At 73.4% G+C, this 25,472-nt stretch carries 21 protein-coding genes; 9 read left to right on the forward strand and 12 right to left on the reverse strand.

Annotated elements, in window-relative coordinates; genetic code table 11:
- The first annotated feature begins 117 nt into the window (after positions 1–117).
- Positions 118–666 (forward strand): hypothetical protein, encoded by a 549-nt coding sequence (locus ACFWFZ_RS17045; protein WP_387123005.1) that lies wholly within the window; start codon positions 118–120, stop codon positions 664–666.
- On the opposite strand, the gene ACFWFZ_RS17050 is transcribed toward ACFWFZ_RS17045, so the two are convergent.
- The 3 genes from ACFWFZ_RS17050 to ACFWFZ_RS17060 form a co-directional block, all read right to left on the reverse strand.
- A complete protein-coding gene (locus ACFWFZ_RS17050) occupies positions 647–1,852 on the reverse strand; it encodes an SWIM zinc finger family protein (RefSeq protein WP_387123007.1) in 1,206 nt (401 codons plus the stop codon). The genes ACFWFZ_RS17045 and ACFWFZ_RS17050 overlap by 20 nt on opposite strands.
- Positions 1,849–4,719 (reverse strand): DEAD/DEAH box helicase, encoded by a 2,871-nt coding sequence (locus tag ACFWFZ_RS17055; RefSeq protein ID WP_387123009.1) that lies wholly within the window; start codon positions 4,717–4,719, stop codon positions 1,849–1,851. The genes ACFWFZ_RS17050 and ACFWFZ_RS17055 overlap by 4 nt, the downstream gene beginning before the upstream one ends.
- Before the next feature lie 95 nt (positions 4,720–4,814).
- Complete coding sequence (locus tag ACFWFZ_RS17060) at positions 4,815–6,182, reverse strand: helix-turn-helix domain-containing protein (protein WP_387123011.1); 1,368 nt, start codon at positions 6,180–6,182, stop codon at positions 4,815–4,817.
- A 151-nt stretch (positions 6,183–6,333) separates the two neighbouring features.
- Here ACFWFZ_RS17060 and ACFWFZ_RS17065 point away from each other — a divergent pair, with 151 nt between their 5' ends.
- Together ACFWFZ_RS17065 and ACFWFZ_RS17070 are read left to right on the forward strand one after the other, a co-directional pair.
- The gene (locus ACFWFZ_RS17065) at positions 6,334–6,951 is read left to right on the forward strand and encodes a hypothetical protein (protein WP_387123013.1); all 618 of its coding nucleotides are present in this window, start codon (positions 6,334–6,336) and stop codon (positions 6,949–6,951) included.
- 91 nt (positions 6,952–7,042) lie between these two features.
- Positions 7,043–7,303 (forward strand): DUF6343 family protein, encoded by a 261-nt coding sequence (locus ACFWFZ_RS17070; protein ID WP_387123015.1) that lies wholly within the window; start codon positions 7,043–7,045, stop codon positions 7,301–7,303.
- Positions 7,304–7,324: 21 nt separating this feature from the next.
- On the opposite strand, the gene ACFWFZ_RS17075 is transcribed toward ACFWFZ_RS17070, so the two are convergent.
- The 4 genes from ACFWFZ_RS17075 to rpsA all read right to left on the reverse strand — a co-directional run bounded on the left by ACFWFZ_RS17075 (position 7,325) and on the right by rpsA (position 11,209).
- On the reverse strand, positions 7,325–7,711 hold the full coding sequence (locus ACFWFZ_RS17075) for a tetratricopeptide repeat protein (RefSeq protein WP_387123017.1): 387 nt from the start codon (positions 7,709–7,711) through the stop codon (positions 7,325–7,327).
- Positions 7,712–7,777: 66 nt separating this feature from the next.
- The gene (coaE, locus tag ACFWFZ_RS17080; protein WP_387123019.1) at positions 7,778–8,401 is read right to left on the reverse strand and encodes a dephospho-CoA kinase; all 624 of its coding nucleotides are present in this window, start codon (positions 8,399–8,401) and stop codon (positions 7,778–7,780) included.
- A 113-nt stretch (positions 8,402–8,514) separates the two neighbouring features.
- Positions 8,515–9,453 (reverse strand): PAC2 family protein, encoded by a 939-nt coding sequence (locus ACFWFZ_RS17085; protein ID WP_387123021.1) that lies wholly within the window; start codon positions 9,451–9,453, stop codon positions 8,515–8,517.
- Positions 9,454–9,700: 247 nt separating this feature from the next.
- Positions 9,701–11,209 (reverse strand): 30S ribosomal protein S1, encoded by a 1,509-nt coding sequence (gene rpsA / locus ACFWFZ_RS17090; RefSeq protein ID WP_030666059.1) that lies wholly within the window; start codon positions 11,207–11,209, stop codon positions 9,701–9,703.
- Between the two features lie 354 nt (positions 11,210–11,563).
- Here rpsA and ACFWFZ_RS17095 point away from each other — a divergent pair, with 354 nt between their 5' ends.
- Together ACFWFZ_RS17095 and ACFWFZ_RS17100 are read left to right on the forward strand one after the other, a co-directional pair.
- Positions 11,564–12,412, forward strand: coding sequence for a class I SAM-dependent methyltransferase (locus ACFWFZ_RS17095; protein WP_387123024.1), 849 nt, complete (start codon positions 11,564–11,566; stop codon positions 12,410–12,412).
- Between the two features lie 4 nt (positions 12,413–12,416).
- Positions 12,417–15,074, forward strand: a complete 2,658-nt coding sequence (locus tag ACFWFZ_RS17100; protein ID WP_387123026.1) for an ATP-dependent RNA helicase — start codon at positions 12,417–12,419, stop codon at positions 15,072–15,074.
- Here ACFWFZ_RS17100 and ACFWFZ_RS17105 read toward each other — a convergent pair.
- The 4 genes from ACFWFZ_RS17105 to ACFWFZ_RS17120 all read right to left on the reverse strand — a co-directional run bounded on the left by ACFWFZ_RS17105 (position 15,061) and on the right by ACFWFZ_RS17120 (position 17,849).
- Positions 15,061–16,062 (reverse strand): DUF3068 domain-containing protein, encoded by a 1,002-nt coding sequence (locus ACFWFZ_RS17105; protein ID WP_387123028.1) that lies wholly within the window; start codon positions 16,060–16,062, stop codon positions 15,061–15,063. The two genes, ACFWFZ_RS17100 and ACFWFZ_RS17105, sit on opposite strands and share 14 nt — an antisense overlap.
- Before the next feature lie 14 nt (positions 16,063–16,076).
- Entirely contained in the window at positions 16,077–16,217 is a 141-nt protein-coding gene (locus ACFWFZ_RS17110) for an SPW_0924 family protein (RefSeq protein WP_387123030.1), read from the reverse strand.
- Positions 16,218–16,340: 123 nt separating this feature from the next.
- A complete protein-coding gene (locus tag ACFWFZ_RS17115) occupies positions 16,341–16,505 on the reverse strand; it encodes a DUF6193 family natural product biosynthesis protein (protein WP_387123032.1) in 165 nt (54 codons plus the stop codon).
- A 69-nt stretch (positions 16,506–16,574) separates the two neighbouring features.
- Positions 16,575–17,849 (reverse strand): lytic transglycosylase domain-containing protein, encoded by a 1,275-nt coding sequence (locus ACFWFZ_RS17120; protein ID WP_387123034.1) that lies wholly within the window; start codon positions 17,847–17,849, stop codon positions 16,575–16,577.
- A gap of 195 nt (positions 17,850–18,044) precedes the next feature.
- On the opposite strand from ACFWFZ_RS17120, the gene ACFWFZ_RS17125 reads away from it, so the two are divergent.
- Entirely contained in the window at positions 18,045–18,941 is an 897-nt protein-coding gene (locus ACFWFZ_RS17125; RefSeq protein WP_387123036.1) for a DUF4184 family protein, read from the forward strand.
- A 40-nt stretch (positions 18,942–18,981) separates the two neighbouring features.
- Here ACFWFZ_RS17125 and polA read toward each other — a convergent pair whose 3' ends face one another.
- Complete coding sequence (polA, locus tag ACFWFZ_RS17130; protein WP_387123038.1) at positions 18,982–21,705, reverse strand: DNA polymerase I; 2,724 nt, start codon at positions 21,703–21,705, stop codon at positions 18,982–18,984.
- 200 nt (positions 21,706–21,905) lie between these two features.
- Here polA and ACFWFZ_RS17135 point away from each other — a divergent pair, with 200 nt between their 5' ends.
- The 3 genes from ACFWFZ_RS17135 to ACFWFZ_RS17145 all read left to right on the forward strand — a co-directional run bounded on the left by ACFWFZ_RS17135 (position 21,906) and on the right by ACFWFZ_RS17145 (position 25,385).
- Positions 21,906–24,176, forward strand: a complete 2,271-nt coding sequence (locus ACFWFZ_RS17135; RefSeq protein ID WP_387123174.1) for an FdhF/YdeP family oxidoreductase — start codon at positions 21,906–21,908, stop codon at positions 24,174–24,176.
- Positions 24,177–24,230: 54 nt separating this feature from the next.
- Positions 24,231–24,722, forward strand: coding sequence for a PaaI family thioesterase (locus ACFWFZ_RS17140; RefSeq protein ID WP_387123040.1), 492 nt, complete (start codon positions 24,231–24,233; stop codon positions 24,720–24,722).
- A gap of 261 nt (positions 24,723–24,983) precedes the next feature.
- Positions 24,984–25,385, forward strand: a complete 402-nt coding sequence (locus ACFWFZ_RS17145) for a hypothetical protein (protein WP_387123042.1) — start codon at positions 24,984–24,986, stop codon at positions 25,383–25,385.
- Positions 25,386–25,472 lie beyond the last annotated feature (87 nt).

Genomic DNA, 25,472 nt, shown 5'->3' on the forward strand with positions numbered 1-25,472 from the left:
CCTGCCTTCCGGTGGATTTCGAGGCCTTGCCCCACCGGAAACAACGCCTCCAAACCCGTACGGGTTATAGACACGCTAGACATTTCACTCCATCGTGTGCTGGGTACTGGGTACTGCATGACTGAACGTCCGCTGCTCCTTCTCGATGTGGACGGCCCGCTGAACCCGTTCCGTTCGCCCTTCGCCGGACTGCGCGGGTACAAGAGCCATCGCATGTGGCCGGAGGTCTGGCTGTCCTACCGCGACCCGGCCTCCCGCAGGGCCCGGCGCGGCGCGCGGATCCGCCTCCACCCCTCCCACGGCTCCCGGCTGCTGTCCCTGCCCTTCGAGCTCGCCTGGGCCACCGCCTGGACGCACCAGGCCAACACCCTGATCTCCCCGCACATCGGACTCCCCTGCGACCTGTCCGTCGTCGAATGGCCCGAACTGTTCGCCGAGGACCCCGACGGTCTCTTCTGGAAGACCCGCCACCTGAGGGACTGGGCGGCCGGCCGCCCCTTCGCCTGGGTCGACGACATGATCACCCCGCTCGACCGGGCCTGGGTCGCCGCCCACCATCCGGCACCGGCCCTCCTGCTGCGCATCCACCCGCGCCACGGGCTGAGGGACCGCGACTTCACCGTGTTGACCCGCTGGGCGGAGGGTCTCAGCCCCGCAGGGCGGTGACCGGGTCCGGGGAGGGGCGGCCCGTGGGCCACCAGTCCTCGTCGCCCGGGCGCGACTCGTAGGCGTACCAGAGGGCGTCGCGGCCGAGCCGGAGCTGGCGGGTGTGGGAGGTCAGCCGGTTGCGTTCGGGGCGGAAGGCGCCCTGGGACGCGGCGAGGAGCGCCGGGCGGGCCCGGTCGAAGGGGCCGGCCGGCGGATCCCAGGGCTCTTCGAGGGCGGCGAGGGCCGGGCGGCCGCCCTGGCGCCAGGCCGCCGCTGCCCGCGCGAGGTCGGTGGTGGTGCGCCCGGTGGCGCGGGCCAGGTCCCGGTAGAGGGTGCGGGCCGCACCCGTCAGGCCGGAGGTGGGCTCGGCGGAGGCCAGCCGTACGGCGTCCTGCCAGAGGGAGAGCCCGGCGATCGGGTCCTCGCCGGTGGTGAGCAGTGCGAAGGCGCGGGCGGCCGCGTCGGAGGCGAGCTGGTCGAGGGCGAGCGGGTCCGGCGCCGCCGGGTCGGCCGGGTAGGCGGGCGGAAGACCCGCCGCCGCGGGCGCGGTGAGCGGCGCGGGCAGCGGCGGCAGCACGGTGCGGGCGAGCGCCTCCCGGGCGGCGACCGCGGGGAAGGCCGGTGCCGTACCGGGCTGTTCACGCGCGGCGTGGGCGGCGTTGCGGCGGGTGAGGTCTTCGAGGAGCTCGCGCTCGCCCCGGCCGCGCAGGAGCAGCAGCACGAAGGGGTCCTCGTCGAGGAGACGCGCCGCGCGGTAGCAGAGGGCGGCGGCGTGCTTGCACGGCGGACGCCCGAAGTCCGGACAGGAGCAGTGCGGGACGAGCTCGCCCGCCCCGGGCAGGACGGTCCCCGCCAGCGACTGCGGGACCTCCCGCTCCAGGAGGGCGCCGAGCGCCGCCGGGTCGGCGGCGACGTCTTCCAGCAGCTCGCTCCACTCCGCGTCCGCGAAGGCGGGCAGGGTCAGCTCGGTGCGGTACGGGCGGGGCCTGCTGCCCCGGACGTACGCGACGATGCGGCCAGGGGTGACGGTCACCGCGTCGACGTGCCCGGCGGCGGCGTACGTACGGCCGCGGGCCAGGCGGGCCGGGTCACCGGAGACCTCTTCCAGGGCCGACACCCAGGCCCGGCCCCACCAGCTCACCGCCGCCGCCCCCGCGGGCACGGTCTCGAAGGTGCGGCGGCGGTCGTCCCGCGCGGTGATCATGCAGGCCTCCGCAGGGAGACGAGGTCGGCGAGCTCCCGGTCGGTCAGCTCGGTCAGCGCCGCCTCTCCGGAGCCGAGGACCGCGTCGGCCAGGGCCCGCTTCGCCTCCAGCATTTCGGCGATGCGGTCCTCGACGGTGCCTTCGGCGATGATCCGGTGGACCTGGACGGGCTGGGTCTGGCCGATCCGGTAGGCGCGGTCGGTGGCCTGCTCCTCGACGGCCGGGTTCCACCAGCGGTCGAAGTGGATGACGTGGCCGGCGCGAGTGAGGTTCAGGCCGGTGCCGGCCGCCTTGAGGGACAGCAGGAAGACGGGGACCTCGCCGGCCTGGAAGCGGTCGACGAGCTCCTCGCGGCGCGCGACCGGGGTGCCGCCGTGCAGGAGTTGCGTGGCGATCCCCCTGGCCGACAGGTGCCGCTCGATGAGCCGGGCCATCGTCACGTACTGCGTGAACACCAGCACCGAACCGCCCTCGGCGACGATGGTGTCCAGCAGCTCGTCGAGCAGGGCGAGCTTGCCCGAGCGGTGCGGGAGCCGGGGCTGCTCCTCCTTCAGGTACTGCGCGGGGTGGTTGCAGATCTGCTTGAGCGAGGCCAGCAGCTTCATGATCATGCCGCGTCTCTCGATGCCCTCGCTCGCGCCGATGACGGCCATCGCCTCGTCCACCGCGGCCTGGTAGAGGGAGACCTGCTCCCGGGTGAGGGACACCGGGTGGTCGGTCTCGGTCTTCGGCGGCAGCTCGGGCGCGATGCCCGGGTCGGACTTCTTGCGCCGCAGCAGGAACGGCCGTACCAGCGCGGCCAGGCGGGCGACCGCCGCCTCGTTGCCGCCGTCCTCCTCCTGCTGGTGCTCCACGGGGCGGGCGTGGCGGGCCCGGAAGGTGGTCAGCGGTCCCAGGAGCCCCGGCGTGGTCCAGTCGAGGAGTGCCCACAGCTCGGAGAGGTTGTTCTCCACCGGGGTGCCGGTCAGCGCCACCCTGGCCGGGGCCGGGATCGTACGCAGGGCCTTCGCGGTCGCCGAGTGGGGGTTCTTGACGTGCTGCGCCTCGTCGGCGACGACCATGCCCCAAGGCTGTTCGGCGAGGAGGGCGGCGCTGGCGCGCATCGTCCCGTAGGTGGTCAGTACGAAGCCGCCCGCGCCGGACGTCAGGTCCTCGGTGCTGCGGGCGCCGCCGTGGAAGCGGCGCACGGGGGTGCCGGGGGCGAACTTCTCGATCTCCCGCTGCCAGTTGCCCAGGAGCGAGGCGGGGCACACCACGAGGGTCGGCTCGCAGCGGTCACGGTGCAGGTGCAGCGCGATCAGCGTGACGGTCTTGCCCAGGCCCATGTCGTCGGCGAGGCAGCCGCCGAGCCCGAGGGAGGTCATCAGGTCGAGCCAGGCCAGGCCGCGGGCCTGGTAGTCGCGCAGGGTGGCCTTGAGCGCGGCGGGCTGCGGGAGCGGGGCGAGTTCGCCCGTCAGCCGTTCCCGCAGGGCGGCCAGCGTGCCCACCGGCACCGCCTCGACCGGCTCGCCGTCGACCTCGGCCGTCCCCGACAGGGCGGTGGCCAGCGCGTCTACCGGGTCCAGCAGGCCGAGTTCCCGTTTGCGCGCCTTGCGCACCAGCTCGGGGTCGACCCGCACCCAATGGTCCCGCAGCCGTACGACGGGCCGGTGGGCCTGCGCCAGCGCGTCCATCTCCCCCGGGGTGAGCCGGTCTCCGCCGAGGGCCAGTTCCCAGGAGAAGGCGAAGAGGTGTTCCGCGTCGAAGAAGGCGGTCCCGTCGGTGGCGGACCCGGGTGCGGTGGACCGTACGACGGCGGTCGCGGACAGCGTACGGGCCAGGTCGCGTGGCCAGTGGACGACGACCCCGGCGGCGGCCAGCCGGTTCGCGGCCGTCCCCAGCAGGTCCTCCAGCTCCGGGTCGGACAGGGCCAGGGCGTCGGGGACGGGCTGGTCCAACAGCCGCAGCAGCGGCGGCCAGACGCGCGCGGCCCGGCGCAGCGCGAGCACGGCGTCGATCCGGGCGCGCGGACCGAAGCCGGCCCCGGCCGTGCCGGCCCACAGCTGTGCGGCGTCGGTGACGAGTGTGGGATCGGCGAGGCTGTGGACCTGGACGACGGCGGCGCCGGCGCGCCGGGTGTCCTCCGCCTCGGCCTCGTCGAAGAGGCGGAAGGAGGACAGGTCGAGCCGGAGCGAGAGCCCGACTCCGGTGTCGGCCCCGGCCGCGACCTGCGCGGCCCACTCCTGTATCCCGGGCACCCGATGCGGTTCCCGCGCGGCGAACGGCCGCCCGGCGGCCACGGGCGCCGCCGGGGTGCGGGGCAGGCTGTCGGCGACGGCGTCGAGGAACGCGCGGACCAGCGCCTCCGGTTCGGGCAGCTGGAGCGGGCGGCGCCCGGCGAGGGGCGTCGCGTGCCCCTCGTGGGGCAGGGCGGCGGCGACCGCCCGGAGATGGGCGATGTCGTCGGCGTCGAGCGGGCCCGCGCGCCAGGCGTCGACGCCCTCGGGGGTGAGCCCGGGGAGCAGCCGGCCGCGCGCGGCCAGGGTGAGGGCCTGTGTGGCGGCGGCGCCCCAGGCCCGGGTGGCGGGGTGCGCGGCGGGGCTGCGGGGGGCCCGCAGGAGCAGGGGCAGGGCGTCGGCGACGGAGAAGTCCACCGCGGGCACGGTCCGGCTGCGGATCCCGCTGCCGTGCGGACGTACGACGGTGAGCGGACCGGATGTGCCCGCTTCGGGGAGGGGGTCCCCGTCGGGCGACCAGAAGGCGACACGCCCCTCCCGCGGGACGGCGGCGGGCAGGAAGACGGCGGCATGGCACAGCAGCGCGGACGCCTGCCCCTGCGGCTGTGGCTGCGGTTGTGGCTGTCGCAGCGCCCGTGTCTGCGCTGTCATGGTCTCCCCCTCCCTCACGATCGTCCTCGCGGACCTGCCGGCCCCATGCCCACGAGTTTAGGTGCGGCCACTGACAACGCCCCTGGCCTGCGGTTTCAGCGGACCCAGCGGCCCTGTTCCAGGGCGTATCCGTAGACGGGCCGGCCGGTGGCGGCGCTCGTGCGCAGCGGGCGGCCGCCGTCGTCGACGCGCAGCGTGCCCGAACCGGTCGGCGAGGTCCACCTCAGGTCGAGGGACCAGTCGCAGTCGCAGCCCGTGGTGACGGCCTCCACCCGTAGGACGACCGGCTCGTCTGCCGAGACCCGCATCGGGAAGGCCGGGGCCGGCAGCCGGTTCCCGGCGTCGTTCCCGGCGACGGGGCGGGCCAGCGGGCGGGGCGCGTCCAGGTTGACGGCGAAGACGGCCGGGGTGAGACCCCCGCCGCAGCCCTGCGACATCTGGTAGACGTTCCAGGCGGGCGGTGTGCGTCGAGCGCCCACCCGCACCTCCAGCCCCTCCAGGACCACCGCGCCCCCGCCCGTGCCGTGCAGGGTGACCTCCACGATCTGGCTCCCGGCGTGCACGGCGCGCTGCGCCGTCGCCCAGGCGGGCGCGTCCGCCTGGACGGGCGGCGGGGGCACCGATCCGGGACCCCGCTCGGCCAGGTAGGCGTGGTCGCAGCCCGCGGCCCACACGTGCGACCGCACCGACGCCTTGAGGGGCGCCGCCGGCGCCCGTCCGGGCGCCGACACCGGCGGCGAGGCGGAGGCCGGGGCCGGTTCCGCGGCCGGTCCGCCCGACGGGGCCGAAGGTGCCGGGCCGGTCGCCGGATCCGTCGGCACGGGCCCCGGCGCGGACGGGGTCGCCGCGGCGGAGGCGGAGCCCCCGGCTCCGCGCGTACCGGCGCCCGCCCCCGGCCCCGGCTCGGCTCCGGTGTGCGGCGTACCCCGGTCGGGGCCGGTCACCGCCAGCAGCGCCGCGGCCACCGCACCCGCCGCGAGCCCCGCCGCGGCGACCACGACCGCCCTGCGCCGGTACCAGGACGAGCGGGCTCCGGATCCCGCCGCAGTCGGTCCGGCCCCCGCGGCCGGCCCCACCACGACGGCCGGCCCCACCAAGACCCCCGGCTCCGGGTCCGTGACCCCCGACTCCGGCTCCACGACCGCCGCGACCGGCTCCCTGCCCGCCGGTACCGGCTCCGGCGCGGCCGCCCCCGCGCGCCGCCGGGCGTCCGCCAGCAGCCAGGCCCGGTGCAGGTCCACCGCCTGCGCCGCCGAGGCCCCGCAGGCCCGCGCGAAGCGGTCCACCACCGCGAACTCCACCGGCAGCGCCTCCCCGTTGCAGTACCGGTGCAGCGTCGACGTACTCGTGTGCAGCCGCCGCGCGAGGACGCCGTAACTCAGCCCCCCGCGCTCCTTCAGCTCCCGCATCAGCCGTGCGAAATCCTCGGCCTCACTCACGGTGTCCCCCGTCCCACGTCCCATGGCGCCGTTCCATGCCTGGGATGTTCCCCCAGGTGACAGCACGTACGGGCGTTCGCGTGTCCCGATTTCGCCCCGAACCGTGGCCTTGCGCGCCCGCCGGGGAACAGGCTCTTCACGCACCACCGATGCCGCATCCACGGGGAGAACCGACATGTTCCGACGTACCGACACCGCAGCCACCCTCGCCACCGCGCTGGTCGCGGCGGCCGCCACCCTCGTCCTGACCGCCTCGACCTCCGCCGCGGCCGCCACCGCGCCCGGCTTCCTGAACGGCACCGACCTGCCTGCGCACCCCTCCTCTCCCTGGTACACCGGCGAGATCACCAGGGGACTGCCCGAGACGGAGACGTTCTGCCTGGACGGGGTGCTTCCGGCGGCGGGCAGCTGGCACCGCACGTACGGCACCGAGTACGACACCGGTGCCGTGCAGATCTCCGTACGCTCCGCCTCGCCTTCGGCGGCCGCCAAGCTCGCCGGCAGGCTGGAGCGCAAGGTCGCCGCCTGCGCCGCCGACTGGCTGCGCACGACCCCGGGCGGCACGGCGTCCTGGCAGGACTACGCAACCCTGCCCGTCGAGGAGGGCGCGCACGTCTACGGGGTCCACACCTCGATCCCGGAGTCCGAGCCGGGCGTGCACCTCTACGGGATCGGGCGGGACGGCTCCACCGTGACCGTCGTGCAGTGGGGGCAGATGGGCGACCTGTCGCAGGCCCCGGTCGCCGCCTTCAAGAAGACGACCACAAGGGCCGTGAACAAGCTCAACCCGTAGCAGCGGGGAAGCCCGGACCCGGCCGGTGCGCCCGGTGCGCCCGGTGCGCCCGGTGCGCCCGGTGCGACCATGGACAGGGAGAGGCGGTGCCATGCGTTCCGGAAACGAGCCGACGACAGCGCGCAGTCCGCTGCGGCTGCGGTTCTGGCTGGGCGTCTGGGGTCTGGTCTGGGCCGTCGCGGGTACGGTCGCCTTCGCGCTGGCGAGCCGTCCCGGATGGGCGGCCGCGTGCGGGGTGCTGGCGGTCGTGGTGGGCGTGGACCTCGTCATGATCGTGCGCCACATCCGGCAGGGCCCGCACTACCAGCCCGGCCGGGACGTCCCCCCGTACGAGCCGCCCGACAGCCGCTGAGCGGTGCTCGGCCCGGTCGGGTCAGGCCTGGTCCTCGAAGCGCGCCGCCGCGAGGTACTCCGGCTGCGGGTCGAGGGCCGCGGCCAGCCTGAAGTGCCTGCGCGCCTGCTCGGGCCGGCCCGCGCGCTCGTGCGTGCGGGCCAGCGCGAAGTGGGCGAAGGCGTTGTCCGGTTCCCGCTCCAACACCAGCGCGAACTCAAGCTCGGCCGGGCGCAGTTGGGCTGCGGCGAAGAAGGCCCGGGCGCGCAGCAGCCGGGCCGCGGTGTTCTCCGGGTGGGCGGCTACGACCGAGTCGAGCAGCTTGACCGCACCGCGCGGGTCACGTGCGGCGAGCAGCTGCTCGGCCGCCCGGAAGTCGATGACGTGTGTTTCCGGGCTGGACGGCGTGGGGCGCGTGGTCTCCGACACGGTATGGATCCTTCCCTCTACCCGCGCCTTCAACGCCCCCGACCCGCGCGCTATTCCATGCACACGTCAGCTGGTGCCGTTGCCCGTCGTCGGCGCCCCCGCCCGCGCCGTGAGCTCCTCCCACACCGTGCGGACCTGCGGCTCCAGCGCGTCCAGCGGCCCGTCGTTGTCGATCACGAGAGTGGCCACCGCCAGGCGCTGTTCGCGCGTGGCCTGCGCGGCCATCCGGGCCCGGGCCTCCTCCTCGGGCATCGCGCGCAGCCCGGTCAGCCGGGTCAGCTGCGTCGACGGGGCCGCGTCCACCACGACGACCAGGTCGTAGAGCGGTGCGAGGCCGTTCTCGGTGAGCAGCGGTACGTCGTGCACGACGATGGCGTCGGGGCCCGCGGCCGCCTCCAGCTCGGCGGACCGGGCGCCGACCAGCGGGTGCACGATCGCGTTGAGCGTGCGCAGCTTCTCCGGGTCCGCGAACACGATGGATCCCAGCTTGGGCCGGTCCAGCGTGCCCTCGGGAGTCAGCACCTCTTCCCCGAAGGCCGCGACGACGGCCGCGAGCCCCGGCGTACCGGGCTCCACGACCTCTCGTGCGATCCGATCGGCGTCGACGACGATCGCCCCGTACCCCGCCAGCAGTCGCGAGACCTCGCTCTTGCCGGCACCGATTCCGCCCGTCAGGCCTACCTTCAACATGCCCCGCAGCTTAGGGGGTGTCTCGCCGGATCATGCCGGGCGGCGGCGCCTGGCACCACGCCTCGATCGGCCTGACCGGCACGAGGCCCCTGACCTGCGGCGTCTTCCGCGCGTCAGTTCTCGCCCTCGCGCTCCGCCAGGAAGCGCTCGAACTCGCGGCCGATCTCGTCCGCCGACGGCAGTTCCGCCGGCTCGGCGATCATGTTGCCCCGGGTCTCGGCCCCGGCGGCAGCGTCGTACTGGTGCTCCAGCCCCTGCACCAGGCTGACCAGCTCCTCGTCGCCCTCGCGGATCTGCCGGTCGATCTCCGTCTGCGTACGGTGGGCCTCGGTCCGCAGCGCGTGCGCCACGGCCGGCAGCACCAGGCCGGTCGCCGCCGTGATCGCCTCCAGCACCGTCAGCGCGGCGTCCGGGTACGGGGAGCGCGCCACGTAGTGCGGCACGTGCGCGGCGACACCCAGCACGTCGTGTCCGGCCTGGGACAGGCGGAACTCCACCAGGGCCTCGGCACTGCCGGGCACCTGGGCCTCGTCGAAGGGGCTGCGGTGGCCCGGCATGAGGTCGGTCCGGTTGCCGTGCGGGGTGATGCCGACGGGCCGGGTGTGCGGGACACCCATCGGGATGCCGTGGAAGTTGACCGAGAGGCGGACCCCGAGACGCTCGACGATCTGCCGGACGGCGACGGCGAAGCGCTCCCACTCCACGTCCGGCTCCGGGCCGGACAGCAGCAGGAACGGCGCTCCGGTGGCGTCCTGGACCAGCCGGACCTCCAGCCGGGGTTCCTCGAACTCCGCCCAGTGGTCGCGCTGGAAGGTCAGCAGTGGACGGCGCGCCCGGTAGTCCACGAGCCGGTCCGCGTCGAAACGGGCGACGACCTGGTGGGGCAGGGTGTCCAGCAGCCGCTCGACGATCTGCTCACCGGCCTCTCCGGCGTCGATGTACCCCTCGAAGTGGTACAGCATGACCAGCCCGGCCGAGTCCTGGGCGACCGCCAGGTCGGCCACCGCCAGACCCTTGGCATCCCATTCGTACAACCCCTGTGGATCAAGCACCGCCACCACTCCTCCTCGCCTCGTTCTCAGCCAAGAACGTCCAAGGCGGCGCCGCCATTCCCCAGTTGGCCCCCTTCACAGGAACGCAATGGATCACATCGCGACAGGTGGGAAGGACGGGAAGGAAGGAGAGGGAGGGACGGGCGGAAATCCCGGGGACGCGGTGAGGCCCGCCCCCCGAAGGGGACGGGCCTCACCGTCGTACTCAGTCAGCTCTGCTCACACCGGAGTGCGATGCGCGCTGCGATCAGCTCTGGCCGCCGGCCAGCTTCTCGCGGAGCGCGGCCAGGGCCTCGTCCGACGCCAGGGCGCCGGAGGTCTCGTCCGACTCCGAGGAGTAGGAACCACCCGAGATGCCCGCACCGGCGTTGCCACCGGCGGCCGGGGCGGCAGCGCCCTCGGCGGCAGCGGCCTCGTCGGCCTCGCGACTCTTGATGACCTGAGCCTGGTGCTGCTCGAAGCGAGCCTGCGCCTCGGCGTACTGGGTCTCCCAGGCCTCGCGCTGCTTCTCGTACCCCTCGAGCCAGTCGTTGGTCTCGGGGTCGAAGCCCTCGGGGTAGATGTAGTTGCCCTGGTCGTCGTAGGACGCGGCCATGCCGTACAGGGTCGGGTCGAACTCGACCGACGCCGGGTCGGCACCGAAGGACTCGTTGGCCTGCTTCAGGGACAGCGAGATCCGGCGACGCTCAAGGTCGATGTCGATGACCTTGACGAAGATCTCGTCGTTGACCTGGACGACCTGCTCCGGGATCTCCACGTGGCGCTCGGCCAGCTCGGAGATGTGGACCAGACCCTCGATGCCCTCGTCCACGCGGACGAACGCACCGAACGGAACCAGCTTGGTGACCTTACCCGGGACGACCTGACCGATCTGGTGCGTACGGGCGAACTGCTGCCACGGGTCCTCCTGCGTCGCCTTCAGCGACAGGGAGACACGCTCGCGGTCCATGTCGACGTCGAGGACCTCGACGGTGACTTCCTGGCCGACCTCGACAACCTCGGACGGGTGGTCGATGTGCTTCCAGGACAGCTCGGAGACGTGGACGAGACCGTCGACGCCACCCAGGTCCACGAAGGCACCGAAGTTGACGATCGAGGAAACGACGCCGGAGCGGACCTGGCCCTTCTGCAGGGTGGTGAGGAACGTCTGGCGGACCTCGGACTGGGTCTGCTCCAGCCAGGCGCGGCGGGACAGGACCACGTTGTTGCGGTTCTTGTCCAGCTCGATGATCTTCGCCTCGAGCTCCTTGCCCACGTAGGGCTGGAGGTCGCGGACACGGCGCATCTCGACCAGGGAGGCCGGGAGGAAGCCGCGGAGGCCGATGTCGAGGATGAGACCACCCTTGACGACCTCGATGACGGTACCGGTGACGATGCCGTCTTCTTCCTTGATCTTCTCGATCGTGCCCCAGGCACGCTCGTACTGAGCGCGCTTCTTGGACAGGATCAGACGGCCTTCCTTGTCCTCCTTCTGGAGAACCAGGGCCTCGATCTCGTCGCCGACCTTGACGACCTCGTTCGGGTCGACGTCGTGCTTGATCGAGAGCTCGCGGCTCGGGATCACGCCTTCCGTCTTGTAACCGATGTCGAGCAGGACCTCGTCCCGGTCGACCTTCACGATGACGCCGTCGACGATGTCGCCGTCGTTGAAGTACTTGATCGTCTCGTCGATCGCGGCGAGGAAGGCTTCCTCGTTACCGATGTCGTTGACCGCTACCTGCGGAGTGGTAGAGGTGGTCTCGGTGCTGCTCGTCATGTGGGAAAGGGCTCCGGTTACGGACAGAAAGTCGTAGGTACTGCTACGCCGGGAGCCCTTATCGGCATCTGCCGAAGAAGCCGGACAGCCAAGGAAGCCCCTGACCCGCACAAGCGGGGAGGGCCTCGAAAACCGAGGGGACATCAACAGATGCAAGCGCAGCCTGCTAGGTCTGAGGAGCACAGGCTCGCAGCGCAACTTGTAGCATACGGGGGCGGCCGGACAGGGTCAATGCGCGAAGGCCCACACCCCGGGCGGATCACCGCACAACCGGCACAATTCATGGGCAGGAAGGCCCTGATGGCGCTTCCTGCCACATTCCCAAGACACTCGCAGACTACGACGACGGGCCCCATGAACCAAGAGGACTACGCCCCCGAAGAGGCCTACGCAGCCGATCCGGACACCTTGGACGACGCCGAGGCCACGCGCCGTGACGCCGGGGAAGCGGAGAGCAGCCGGGCGAGCCGCAGCTGGTGGGACCGCAACGCCGACGACTACCAGAGCGAGCACGGCGCCTTCCTCGGCGACGACCGCTTCGTATGGGGGCCCGAGGGGCTCGACGAGGCGGACGCGGCCCTGCTGGGCCCCGCCGCCTCCCTCAAGGACAAGGACGTGCTGGAGATCGGCGCCGGCGCCGCCCAGTGCTCCCGCTGGCTGGCCGCCCGGGGCGCCCGCCCGGTGGCCCTCGACCTCTCCCACCGCCAGCTCCAGCACGCCCTGCGCATCGGCGGCGACGTGCCCCTGGTGGAGGCCGACGCCGGCCGGCTCCCCTTCCGCGACGGCTCCTTCGACCTCGCCTGCTCCGCGTACGGCGCCGTCCCCTTCGTCGCCGACCCGGTGGGCGTCATGCGCGAGGTGCACCGCGTACTGCGCCCCGGCGGCCGCTGGGTCTTCTCCGTGACCCACCCCCTGCGCTGGGCCTTCCCCGACGAGCCCGGACCCGAGGGGCTGACCGTCTCCGCCTCCTACTTCGACCGGACCCCGTACGTCGAGCAGGACGAGCAGGGGCGCGCCGTGTACGTCGAGCACCACCGCACCCTCGGCGACCGCGTCCGCGACGTCGTCGCGGGCGGCTTCCGCCTGCTCGACCTCGTCGAGCCCGAATGGCCCGAATGGAACAGCCAGGAGTGGGGCGGCTGGTCCCCGCTGCGCGGCAACCTGATCCCCGGCACCGCGATCTTCGTCTGCGAGAGGGCCTGACACCTTGATCCGTCAGGCCGCCCTCGACGCCCTTCCCGTGCGCGAGGCCCTGCCCGGGCTGGTCTCCGCACTCGACACGCACGGCACCGCGGTGCTGTGCGCGCCACCCGGGACCGGCAAGACGACGCTGGTCCCGCTGGTGCTCGCGGGCCTGGTGGGCGGCGGCCCGCTGCGCAGGGTGGTCGTGGCCGAGCCGCGGCGGATCGCCGCCCGGGCGGCGGCGCGCCGGATGGCCTGGCTGCTGGGTGAGCAGGTCGGCGGCCGGGTCGGCTTCACGGTCCGCGGCGAGCGGGTGGCCGGACCGGGCACCGTGGTGGAGGTGGTGACCACCGGTGTGCTGCTCCAGCGGCTCCAGCGCGACCAGGAGCTGGCCGGCGTGGACGTGGTCGTCCTGGACGAGTGCCACGAGCGGCACCTGGACGCCGACACGGTCGCCGCGTTCCTCCTCGACGTACGCGAGACCCTGCGCCCGGAGCTGCGGCTCGTGGCGGCCTCGGCGACGACGGACTCGGCCGGCTGGGCCCGGGTGCTGGGCGGCGCGCCGGTGGTGGAGGCGGCGGGGATCGCGTATCCGGTGGAGACCGTGTGGGCGCCTCCGGCCCGTCCTGTGCGGCCTCCGCACGGGATGCGGGTGGATCCGGCGCAGCTCGCGCATGTGGCCTCGGTGGTGCGGCGGGCGCTGGCGGAACGTTCCGGTGACGTGCTGTGCTTCCTGCCCGGCGTCGGCGAGATCGCCCGGGTGGCGGGGCAGCTGGGCGGTGTGGACGCGGAGGTGCTGCAGGTCCACGGCCGGGCCCCGGCGGCAGTGCAGGACGCGGCGCTGACGGCCTCGGACCACCGCCGGGTGATCCTGGCGACGGCGGTGGCGGAGTCGAGCCTGACCGTGCCAGGGGTGCGCGTGGTGGTCGATTCGGGGTTGGCCCGCGAGCCGCGGGTGGACCATGCCCGCGGGCTGGGCGCGCTGGCGACCGTACGGGCCTCCCGCGCGGCCGGGCGGCAGCGGGCGGGCCGGGCGGGGCGTGAGGCGCCGGGTGTGGTGTACCGCTGCTGGACGCAGGCGGAGGACGGGCGGCTGCCGGCGTTCCCGGCGCCGGAGATCCGCATCGCCGACCTGGCGCAGTTCGCCCTGCAGGCGGCGTGCTGGGGCGACCCGGACGCGGCCGGGCTGGCGCTGCTGGACGCGCCGCCGGCGGGGGCGATGGCCGCGGCGCGGGAGGTGCTCGTGGCCGTCGGAGCGGTGGACGGGGCCGGCCGGCCGAGCCCGCGCGGTCTGCGGATGGCCCGGCTCGGTCTGCACCCGCGGCTGGCGCGGGCCCTGCTGGACGGGGCCGCGGCGCTCGGCGCCCGCCGGGCGGCTGAGGTGGTGGCGCTGCTGAGCGAGGAGCCGCCGCGCGAGTACGGGGACGACCTGGCCGCGGCCTGGCGCTCGGCCCGCCGGGGCGGCGACGGCTACGCGACCCGCTGGCGCACGGAGGCCCGCCGCCTGGAGCGTGCCGTTGCCCCTACGGGGCGCACGTCCGGGGCCGGGGCCGGGGCCGAGGCCGGGGCTGTGGAACCGGGCTCCGGGGCCGGGGCAGGGACAGGGGGGACGGGATGCGCCGAGGAGCCCGGCGGGTCGCGGTCGGCGGATTCAGCCCCACCGGCGTTTGAGGCGCGGGGTGCGGGGCGGAGCCCCGACGACGCCGCGGCCGGGCTGATCGCGGCCCTCGCGTTCCCCGAGCGGGTCGCCCGGGCCAAGGGGGCGGGGGCGTTCCTCATGGCCTCCGGGACCGGGGCGGAGCTCGGCGACGGCTCGGGACTGCGCAGCGCGCCCTGGCTGGCCGTCGCCGTCGCCGACCGGCCACCGCACTCGGCCGCCGCACGGATCCGGCTGGCCGCGGTCGTGGACGAGGACACCGCCCTGGCCGCCGCCGCGCATCTGCGCACCCACACCGACGAGGTGCACTGGGAGGAGGACGGCGATGTCGTCGCACGGGCCGTCGACCGCCTCGGGGCGATCGAGCTGGCCGTGCGCCCCCTGTGCACCCCCGACCCGGCGCTCGTCCGGGCCGCGCTGCTCGACGGGTTGCGCACCGAGGGCCTCGGTCTGCTGCGCTGGACCCCGGACGCGCGGGCACTGCGGTCCCGCCTCGGCTTCCTGCACCGCACGCTCGGCGGCGCCTGGCCGGACGTGGCCGACGACGCCGTGCTGCTGGAGCGGGCCGACGACTGGCTGGAGCCCGAGCTGTCCCGGGCCCGGCGGCGCGCGGACCTCGCCCGGATCGACGCCGGCCAGGCCCTGAACCGGCTGCTGCCGTGGGCCACCGGCGAGGCGGTCCGGCTGGACGAGCTGGCTCCGGAGCGCCTGGAGGTGCCCAGCGGGTCCCGGATCCGGCTGGACTACTCCGCCGAGCACGGGCAGCCGGTGCTCGCGGTGAAGCTCCAGGAGCTGTTCGGGCTGGCCGAGACCCCACGGGTGGCGGGGGTTCCCGTACTCGTCCACCTGCTGTCGCCGGCCGGGCGTCCGGCGGCCGTCACCGCCGACCTGGCCTCCTTCTGGCAGGGCGGCTACCGCGCCGTCCGCGCGGAGCTGCGCGGCCGCTACCCCAAACACCCCTGGCCGGAGGACCCGGCCACCGCCGAGCCCACCCGCCACACCAACGCCCGGCTCAGGCGGGGCTGATCCCTTCCCCTGCTTCCCGCCCCTCCCCTTCCTCCCGTGCGCGGCGGCCGCGGGCCTCCAGCCACAGCGCCAGCCCGAGCAGGGCGAGGCCGCCGGCGGCCAGGCCCGCCGGGGCGTAGGTGTGGAGCGCGAGGACCTTCGTACGGTTCGCCTTGACCAGGTCGACGGTGTAGTCGGAGTAGTCCTCGCGCATGGTCACGTGCCCGGCGAAGGCGGTGAGCTTGCCGTCGGGTCCGCCGGAGGCGATGCCGCCGCGCATCTCCTGCTGGATGTCCTGTTCGGCGTTGACGGGCGCCCCGGTGACGGGGTCGACCCAGAACCGCGCCTTGGCCGTGTACCAGAGGGTGGTGCCGGTGGCCGCTTCGATCGTCGCCGGGTCGATGCCCTCGATCGGCATCTTCTTCGGCATGGGCACCTTGGTCCACGGGACGGTCTGCTCGAAGTAGTAGACGTCCATGCCCTTGAAGCGGCGCGGTCCGACGTAGTGGATCGGCGAGGAGGTGCGGGTCTGGGCGTCGAAGTAGAGGTAGTCGCGCGGTTCGGTGAAGAAGGGCCATTTGAACTCGATGCCCTCGCGCTTGACCGCGTCGCCGTCGACCATCTCGCCGGTGGCGTGCACCGGGTCCTGGGTGTGCGCGTCGAAGATGTAGCGCTCGGGGATCTGGGAGACCATCTTGCCGTCCGGGCCGATGATGTAGGACAGGGTGTCCCAGACCACGACGTCCTTGCCCGCGCTCGCCTCGATCTCCTTCGACGCCTCGACGTTGCCCTTGAGGGTCTGGACGATGGTGACCTTGTCGACCTTCCTGGGCTGCATGCCGCCGGTGTAGTCGAGGAGGGTCGCGTCCTTCGCCTCCAGGACCATCTCCTGGTACTGGTTCGGCGGGATCTTCGCGAGGCGCGGGTACGCGTACCAGCGCAGCAGCGGCGCGAGGGCCGCGCAGAACACGGCCAGGGCCAGCAGGACAAGGCTCGCTCTGCGTCGCACGGCCGGGCGCTCCTCTACTTTCCGGGCGCGGGGGGCGCGGTGGTGAGCAGGGGCTTGGGTGAGGTCTCGCCTTCGGGCACCCCGAACGCCGTGATGGCGAACACGAGGGCCACCGCGGCCGCGAGGCCGATGACGGCGGCGACGAATGCGCGCATGCCGGTGCTCCGAAATCTGATGAGGCGTCAGAGATGGGGCACCGTAGCAACGGGAGGGCGAGATGAGAACCGTCTCGCGCCGACCGGGAGGGCACGGTCCCGGCGAGGTCCGAGGACGACGGCCTACGCGGTGTCGGCGCGGGCGACCGCGGGGCCGAGGCCGGGCGGGATGTGCGCGGCGACGAGGGCGACCGCTTCCCCTGCGGTGTCGGCCCAGCCGATCACGTCGGCGCTGCGGGGGCTGCGGACGCGCGCGGCAGCCAGGTCGGGAAGGGCCGGCCGACGCATGAGGGGTGCCTCGCCCGCCGGGCGTCGTCATCGGGGGTCATCACAGCAGTGTGGCGGCGGGCGCAGCCTCTACGGAGTGCGCGTCGCCGTCGGGCTCGGCGCGGGGGTGGAGCCGGGCTTCGCTGAGGCCGTGGGGGCGGGCGTGGGAGTGGGCCGGGCACCGGTGGTCGGGCTCGGGGAGGGCTTCGGGGTCGCACTGCCCGTCGGAGTGGGGGTCGGCGTGGGCGTCGGGGTCGGCGTGGGAGTGGGTGTCGGCTTTGGGTCCCGCGTAGGCGTCGGCGTCGGCGTGGGAGTGGGCGTGGGCGTCGGGTCCGGCGTCGGCGTCGGCGTCGGCGTCGGCGTCGGGTCCGGCGTGGGCGTAGGCGTCGGGTCCGGCGTAGGCGTCGGGGTGGGGGACGGCTGCGGTGTGGGGGTCGGGGATGGAGTCGGCGTAGGTGTGGGCGCGGGCCTCGGGTTCGGCTTCGCCGGCGGGGCGGGCGCCGTGCCGCCCGTGTCCGGGACTTCGTGGGTGCCCTTGAGGTAGTACGCGAACCAGGAGCGCACCGTCCGCAGGTACTCCGTAGACCGGTTGTAGGACAGCACGGCCCGGTCCAGGTCCGCGTCGACGCGCAGGTCCCGGGCGCCCGCGCACAGATACCGGGCGGCCGCGAGGGCCGCGTCGTGCACGTTGTTCGGGTTGCGCCGGCCGTCGCCGTCCGCGTCCTGGCCCCACGCCGCCCACGTGGAGGGGATGAACTGCATCGGCCCGACCGCCCGGTCGTACCGCGCGTCCCCGTCGTACGCCCCGCCGTCGGTGTCCGCGATGTTCGCGAAGCCGTTGCCGTCGAGTACCGGTCCCAGGATCGGCCGCAACGTGGTCCCGGCCGCGTCCACCTGCCCGCCGCGCGCCTGCCCGGACTCCACCTTGCCGATGGCCGCGAGGAGTTGCCAGCGCAGACCGCAGCCGGGATCGCTCCGCCCCACCGTCTTCTCCGCCCGCTGGTACGCCGCGAGCACGCTCGCCGGTATCCCCTGCGCGGCACCGCCCACGGCGACCGCCACCGCCGGCTGCGGCGCCGCCCCTTCCTGCGGACGGGCCTCCGACGGCCCGTCCGGCAGCACCACGGCCGGCGGCTCCGGGCTGACCAGCGGCGGGAGTTCGGTGAAGTACGACGAGTCGCCGCCGCTCGGGTCCGCCGGAAGGGGCCGCGCACCGCTCGCGCCCGACGCCGACACCGGGTCCGGGCCGACGGGCGACGGGCCGCGGGAGCCGGTCAGCGCCGCGGCCGTCAGCGCGCAGACCAGTGCGGCGCTCGCGCCCCTGTACAGCCCGTAGCGCCTGCGCCCGCCTGATATGGACGACATGAGCCGGACCCCTCCCCCTCGACGTCCGCGTGACCCTATGTCAACTCCCGTGACAGAGCACGGACAGCGCGCGGGAATTCACCACATCCCCACGTCCATGTAGAGGTCACGCATACTGTCGGGACCCTTCGGCCGCATTGGCCCGAAGTAAAGGAACGCGCACGGACCGCGCACGGACCGTCCAGGAGAGGTGCCATGCCCTTCACTCTCAGCCATGCGGCCGCCGTGCTGCCGGCCCTCCGCCGGACGGGACGTGCACGGGGTCCCCTCGTCGCCTCGGCGCTCGTCCTCGGCTCCTTCTCGCCCGACACCTTCTACTTCACGGACGCGATCGTCGAAGGCGTCATGGCGTACGGAGCCTTCACGCACTCGCTGCCCGGCGTACTCACCCTGGACGCGCTGCTCACCGCCGTACTCGTGGCCTGCTGGCTGCTGCTGCGCGAACCGCTGGTCGCCCTCCTGCCGCGCGGCCGGCAAGGCGCGGTGCACGCCTTCGTGCGGGGTGAGGCGTGGCGTGTGCGCCGCCGACTGCCCGCGCTGGCCGCCTGGTTCTACGTCTCGGCGGTCATCGGTTCGCTCACGCACGTGGTGTGGGACAGCTTCACGCACATGGACCGCTGGGGGACGAACGCGATGCCGTGGCTCGGCGAGCCCGTCGCCTTCGGTTTCCCGCCCTACACCTTCCTGCAGTACGGCACTTCGGCGGTCGCGGCCTGTGCGCTGCTCTGGTTCACGGCGACGGCGCTGCGCCGGCTGCCCGCGTCCCCGGCCCCCGCGGCCGTGCCGGTGCTCAGCCGTGCCGAGTACTGGGGCTGGCCGGCGCTGATCGCGGTGTGCGTGGCGGCCGGGGTCACCGTGCGCGTGATCCGCTTCTTCACCTTCTTCGACCGGATCCGTACACCCCTCGACATCATCCCGACCATCTGCTTCGGTGCGGGCGGAGGACTGGCCGTCGGCCTGCTGCTCTACGGGCTGCTGGTCCGGCTGCGCCACCGCCGCGACGGCCGCGGCCGCGACGGGCACCGGGCGGCGGACGCGCAGAAAAACACGGACAGGGACGAGGAAACGCGGACGCCCCTGCCCACCGCCTGAGCGGGCGGTCGGCAGGGGCGCCGGGCGTGCCTCACGCCGGTCAGTGCGCGGCGGACTCCCAGTCCGCGCCGACGCCGACCGACACGTCCAGCGGGGCGCGGAGCTCGACGGCGGCGCCCATCTCGCGGCGCACCAGCTCTTCCACCCGCTCGCGCTCGCCGGGGGCGATCTCCAGCACGATCTCGTCGTGGACCTGGAGCAGCATCCGCGACCGCAGGCCCGCCTCGGCGATCGCCTTGTCCACGCGCAGCATCGCCACCTTGACGATGTCGGCGGCGGTCCCCTGGATCGGGGCGTTGAGCGCCATCCGCTCGGCGGCCTCGCGGCGCTGGCGGTTGTCGCTGTTGAGGTCGGGCAGGTACCGGCGGCGGCCGAAGACCGTCGCCGTGTATCCGGTGGCGCGTGCCTCGTCCACGACGCGCTGGAGGTAGTCGCGCACCCCGCCGAACCGCTCGAAGAAGGTCTCCATCAGGCCGCGCGCCTCGGCGGGCTCGATGCCCAGCTGCTGGGACAGGCCGAAGGCGGACAGACCGTACGCCAGACCGTAGGACATCGCCTTGATCTTGCGGCGCATCTCGGCGTCGACCTGGTCGCGCTCCACACCGAACACCTGGGAGGCGACGGTGGTGTGCAGGTCCTCACCGGTGGCGAACGCCTCGATCAGGCCCTCGTCCTCGGAGAGGTGGGCCATCACCCGCAGCTCGATCTGGCTGTAGTCGGCCGTCATCAGGGACTCGAAGCCCTCGCCGACGACGAAGCCGCGGCGGATGGCACGCCCCTCGTCGGTGCGCACCGGCACGTTCTGCAGGTTCGGGTCGGTGGAGGACAGGCGGCCGGTCGCCGCGACGGTCTGGCTGAAGCTGGTGTGCACCCGGCCGTCGGCGGCGATGGTCTTGACCAGGCCCTCGACGGTGACGCGCAGCTTGGCCTGCTCCCGGTGACGGAGCATGATCACCGGCAGTTCGTGGTCGGTCTGCGTGGCCAGCCAGGCCAGCGCGTCGGCGTCCGTGGTGTAGCCGGTCTTGGTCTTCTTCGTCTTCGGCAGGTCCAGCTCGCCGAAGAAGACCTCCTGCAGCTGCTTGGGCGAGCCCAGGTTGAACTCGTGGCCGACCGCCGCGTGCGCCTCCTTGACCGCCTGCTGCACCGCTCCCGCGAACTGCTGCTCCATGGCCTCCAGGTGGTCGCGGTCGGCGGCGATGCCGGCGCGCTCCATCCGGGCGAGCAGCTCGGAGGTGGGCAGCTCCATGTCGTGCAGCAGCTCCGCGGCGCCCACCTCGGCGAGCTTGCCGGTGAAGGCGTCGCCCAGGTCGAGGACGGCGCGGGCCTGCGCCATCAGCGCCTCGGCCTCGGCAGTCTCGTCGGCGCCGAAGGCCAGCTGCCCGTCGGCCGCAGCGGGGGCCAGCTCACGGTGCAGATACTCCGTGGACAGGGCGTCCAGGGCGAAGGAGCGCCGGCCCGGCTTGACCAGGTAGGCGGCGAGCGCGGTGTCCATGGTGATGCCGGCCAGGCTCCAGCCGTGCTCGGGGAAGACCCGCATCAGACCCTTGGCGTTGTGCACGACCTTGGGCCGGGCCGCATCCGCCGCCCAGGCCGCGAAGGCCCGCTCGTCCGCCTCGTCGAGCTCGGCCGGCGTGAACCAGGCCGCGGCTCCACCGGCGGCGGCCAGCGCGACCTCGCTGACATTGCCCTGGCCCAGCGCCCAGCTGTCGACGGTGGACACGCCCAGCGGCCCGCCGCCGTGGCTCTCCAGCCACGGCGCCAGCTCGCCCGTACCCAGCACGCAGCCGTCGAGCTCCACACCGGGCGCGGGCGCCGGGGCGGCGTCCTGCTCGGCGGCACCCGGGTCCACGGCCAGCAGCCGCTCGCGCAGCGAGGGGTTGCGGATCTCCAGCACGTCCAGCACACCGGTCACCGCGGACCGGTCGTACGGCAGGCGGCCCAGGTCGGCGGGGGTCCTGGACAGCTCCACGTCCTTGACCATCTCGGTCAGGACCCGGTTGAGCTTGACGGCCTCCAGGTGGTCCCGGAAGTTCTGCCCGGCCTTGCCCTTGACCTCCTCGGCACGCTCCACGAGCTCCGCGAACGACCCGAACTGGGTGATCCACTTGGCCGCGGTCTTCTCGCCGACGCCCGGGATGCCGGGGAGGTTGTCAGACGGGTCGCCGCGCAGCGCCGCGAAGTCCGGATACTGCTGCGGGGTGAGCCCGTACTTCTCCTCGACCTTCTCCGGCGTGAAGCGCGTCAGCTCCGAGACGCCCTTGGTCGGGTAGAGCACAGTGGTGTGCTCGGACACGAGCTGGAAGGAGTCCCGGTCGCCGGTGACGATCAGGACCTCGAACCCGAGGGCCTCCGCCTGCGTCGCCAGCGTCGCGATCACGTCGTCGGCCTCGAAGCCGTCGACCGCGAACCGCGGCACCTTCATCGCGTCCAGGAGCTCGCCGATCAGCTCGACCTGCCCCTTGAACTCGTCGGGCGTCTTGGAACGGTTCGCCTTGTACTCGGGGAACTCCGTCGAACGCCACGTCTTGCGGGACACGTCGAACGCCACCGCGAAATGCGTGGGCGCCTCGTCACGCAGCGTGTTCGCCAGCATCGACGCGAAGCCGTAGATGGCGTTGGTCGGCTGCCCCGTCGCGGTCGTGAAGTTCTCCGCGGGCAGCGCGAAGAACGCCCGGTACGCCAGGGAGTGCCCGTCCATGAGCATCAGGCGGGGGCGGTCCGCTGCGGTCGTCTGGTCCGTCTTCTTCGATGCTGAATCTGCCACGTCCCCGATCCTAGGCGCCCCCACCGACAATCCCGGCCCGTCTCCTCCCCGGGCGCATCCGCCCCGGCGGACGCCCCCGGCGCACCGGCCCGGGCGCCGCGAACACCGGACCGCCCTCCCCCGAGACCCGTGGACCGTGCAAGGATCGAATGACGCGGCCACCCGTGCTGCGCACGTACGTACGCTCGAAGGGGAGCGCGATGGCGACCAAGCCGCCCACAGGCGATCCGGTACAGGACGCACCGCAGGTCACACCGCCCAAGCACGCCGCCGCAGGCCTGCCCGCGATCGGCCACACCCTGCGGATCGCGCAACAGCAGATGGGCCTGGCCCGCACCGCCCGCACCCTCCTGAAAGTCAACCAGAAGGACGGCTTCGACTGCCCCGGCTGCGCCTGGCCCGAGGGCGACAAACGGCACACCGCCGAATTCTGCGAGAACGGCGCCAAGGCCGTCGCGGAGGAGGCCACCCTGCGCCGGGTCACCCCCGCGTTCTTCGCCGCGCACCCGGTGGCCGACCTCGCCACCCGCTCCGGCTACTGGCTGGGCCAGCAGGGCCGCCTCACCGAGCCCGTGTACCTCCCCGAGGGCGGCGACCGCTACGAGGCGATCAGCTGGGAGCGCGCCTTCGCCGTCATCGCCGAGGAGCTGACCGCGCTCGACTCCCCCGACGAGGCCCTCTTCTACACCTCGGGCCGCACCAGCAACGAGGCCGCGTTCCTCTTCCAGCTCTTCGCCCGCGAGTTCGGCACCAACAACCTGCCCGACTGCTCCAACATGTGCCACGAGTCCTCGGGCTCCGCACTGACCGAGACCATCGGGATCGGCAAGGGCAGCGTCTCCCTCGAAGACCTCCACCAAGCCGACCTGATCATCGTCGCCGGGCAGAACCCGGGCACCAACCACCCGCGCATGCTCTCCGCCCTGGAACAGGCCAAGACCGCCGGCGCGAAGATCATCTCGGTGAACCCGCTGCCCGAAGCCGGCATGGAGCGGTTCAAGAACCCGCAGACCCCCCTCGGCATGCTCAGGGGCACCGCCCTGAACGACCTCTTCCTGCAGATCCGCATCGGCGGCGACCAGGCCCTCTTCCGCCTCCTCAACAAGCTCGTCATCGAGACCGAGGGCGCCACCAACGAGGCCTTCATCCGCGAGCACACCCACGGCTACGAGGACCTCGCCGCCGCCGTGAAGGAAGCCGACTGGGACGAGACCCTCACCGCGACCGGCCTGACCCGGCCCGAGATCGAGCGCGCACTGGCCATGATCCTGGCCTCCCGGCGCACCATCATCTGCTGGGCCATGGGCCTCACCCAGCACAAGCACGCCGTCGCCACCATCCGCGAGGTCGTCAACCTCCTCCTGCTGCGCGGCGACATCGGACGCCCCGGCGCCGGCGTCTGCCCCGTCCGCGGCCACTCCAACGTCCAGGGCGACCGCACCATGGGCATCTTCGAACGCCCCGCGCCCGCCTTCCTCGACGCCCTCGACAAGGAATTCGGCATCACCTCGCCCCGCGGCCACGGCTACGACGTGGTCCGCTCCATCCAGGCGATGCGCGACGGCCGCGCCAAGGTCCTCTTCGCCATGGGCGGCAACTTCGTCGCCGCCACCCCCGACACCGACGTCACCGAGGCCGCGATCCGCCGCACCGCCCTGACCGTGCACGTCTCCACCAAGCTCAACCGCTCCCACGCGGTCACCGGCCGGCGCGCCCTGATCCTGCCCACCCTCGGCCGTACCGACAAGGACGTCCAGGCCTCGGGCCGCCAGTTCGTCACCGTCGAGGACTCCATGGGCATGGTCCACGCCTCCCGCGGCAACCTCGCCCCCGCCTCCCCGCACCTGCTCTCCGAACCCGCGATCGTGGCCCGCATGGCCCGCGCCGTCCTCGGCACCGCCTCCCGCACCCCCTGGGAGCAGTTCGAGCGCGACTACGCCGCCATCCGCGACCGGATCTCCCGCGTGATCCCCGGCTTCGAGGACTTCAACGCCCGCGCCGCCCGCCCCGAGGGCTTCCGCCTCCCCCACGCCCCGCGCGACGAACGCCGCTTCCCCACCCGGACCGGCAAAGCCAACTTCACCGCGGCCCCCGTCGAATACCCGCGGGTCCCACAGGGCCGGCTGCTCCTGCAGACCCTGCGCAGCCACGACCAGTACAACACCACCATCTACGGCCTCGACGACCGCTACCGCGGCATCACCGCCGGCCGCCGCGTCGTCATGGTCAACCCCGCCGATGCCGCCGAACTCGGCCTGGCCGACGGCTCCTACACCGACCTGGTCAGCGAGTGGAAGGACGGCGTGGAGCGGCGCGCACCGGGATTCCGCGTCGTGCACTACCCCACCGCACGCGGCTGCGCCGCCGCCTACTACCCCGAGACGAACGTGCTGGTACCGCTCGACTCCACCGCGGACACCAGCAATACCCCGGCCAGCAAGTCCGTCGTCGTGCGCTTCGAACCGGCCTGATAGAACGACCTCAGGAATTGATGGTTAACGAGCGTTGACGAACGGAGCCTGACGATGGGCGAGCAGCACGCAGTGAAGTTCCCGCAGGAGGTCCTCGACGAGTACACGGCCCTGGGCATCGACCTGCCCGCGCTGTTCTCGGCCGGCGACCTCGGCGCGCGCATGGACATCCGCATCCTGGAAGCCTCCGCCGACCGCGTCGTGGCAACCATGCCCGTCAAGGGCAACACCCAGCCCTACGGACTGCTCCACGGCGGCGCCTCCGCCGTACTGGCCGAAACCCTCGGCTCGATCGGCGCCATGATGCACGGCGGCATCAACAAGATCGCCGTCGGCGTGGACCTGAACTGCACCCACCACCGGGGCGCCCGCAGCGGCATCGTCACGGGCGTCGCCACCCCGGTCCACCGCGGCCGCTCGACCACCACCTTCGAGATCGTCATCACCGACGAGCAGGACAAGCGGATCTGCACCGCCCGCCTGACCTGCCTGCTGCGCGACGTCGACCAGGTCCCCGGGGCCGCGGAGGCCCACGCGGGGTCCTGACCCGGCCGCGAGCCTCGGCGGCCCTGCCTCAGGGCGCCTCCCGGGCCCGGACCCCGACCCTCACGGGCGGTGGATCCGGGCCTGCGCCGTCCCGGCGCTCCCCCGGCACGCCGCCCCGCGACTCCTGACCACCCCGCCACCCGGCCGCCCCGGCCGCCCCCGCCACCCCGGTCGCCCCGGCAACCGCCCGGAATCCGCCAGTCCGCCGGCTTCGGTGCGACATCTGTTGTCTCGCAGGTGACCACCGCCTACCGTCCCCCCATGGGGACCATGCCACGCACGGCCCGGTACGCCGCCCACACCCTCCTCGCGGCACTCGCCCTGACCGGATGCTCATCCTCCGCACCACCCCCCGCGGCGGGCTCCGCGAGCGCCTCCGCCCCCACTCCCGCCTCGCCCGTGCAGGTGTGCACGAGCCTGGTGTCCTACTGGGCGAAGGAGACCCTCCTGGGCACACAGCGGTCCGGCCTCGACTGGGAGCAGAAGGGGCTTTCCAACGACCAGTACGCGATCCACGAGGACGCAGTGGCCGCGGGACGCACCGAAGAGCGAACTGCCGGACGCGACAAGGCACTTGAGCTGATCGACCGCTTCGTCGCACAGCGCTGCGCCGAGCAGGGCGGCGCGACCCGCAGTTCGGAGAACTGGCGTCCGCCGATGTGACCGGCGTCACCGCATTCCGAGCATACTGTCCGCCTTCCGGTCAGGTACCCCCGCGGAGCCGAACCGCAGGTGAGAGGCCATGCCGCC

The sequence above is a fragment of the Streptomyces sp. NPDC060232 genome, assembly GCF_042726555.1.
Lineage (GTDB): Bacteria > Actinomycetota > Actinomycetes > Streptomycetales > Streptomycetaceae > Streptomyces.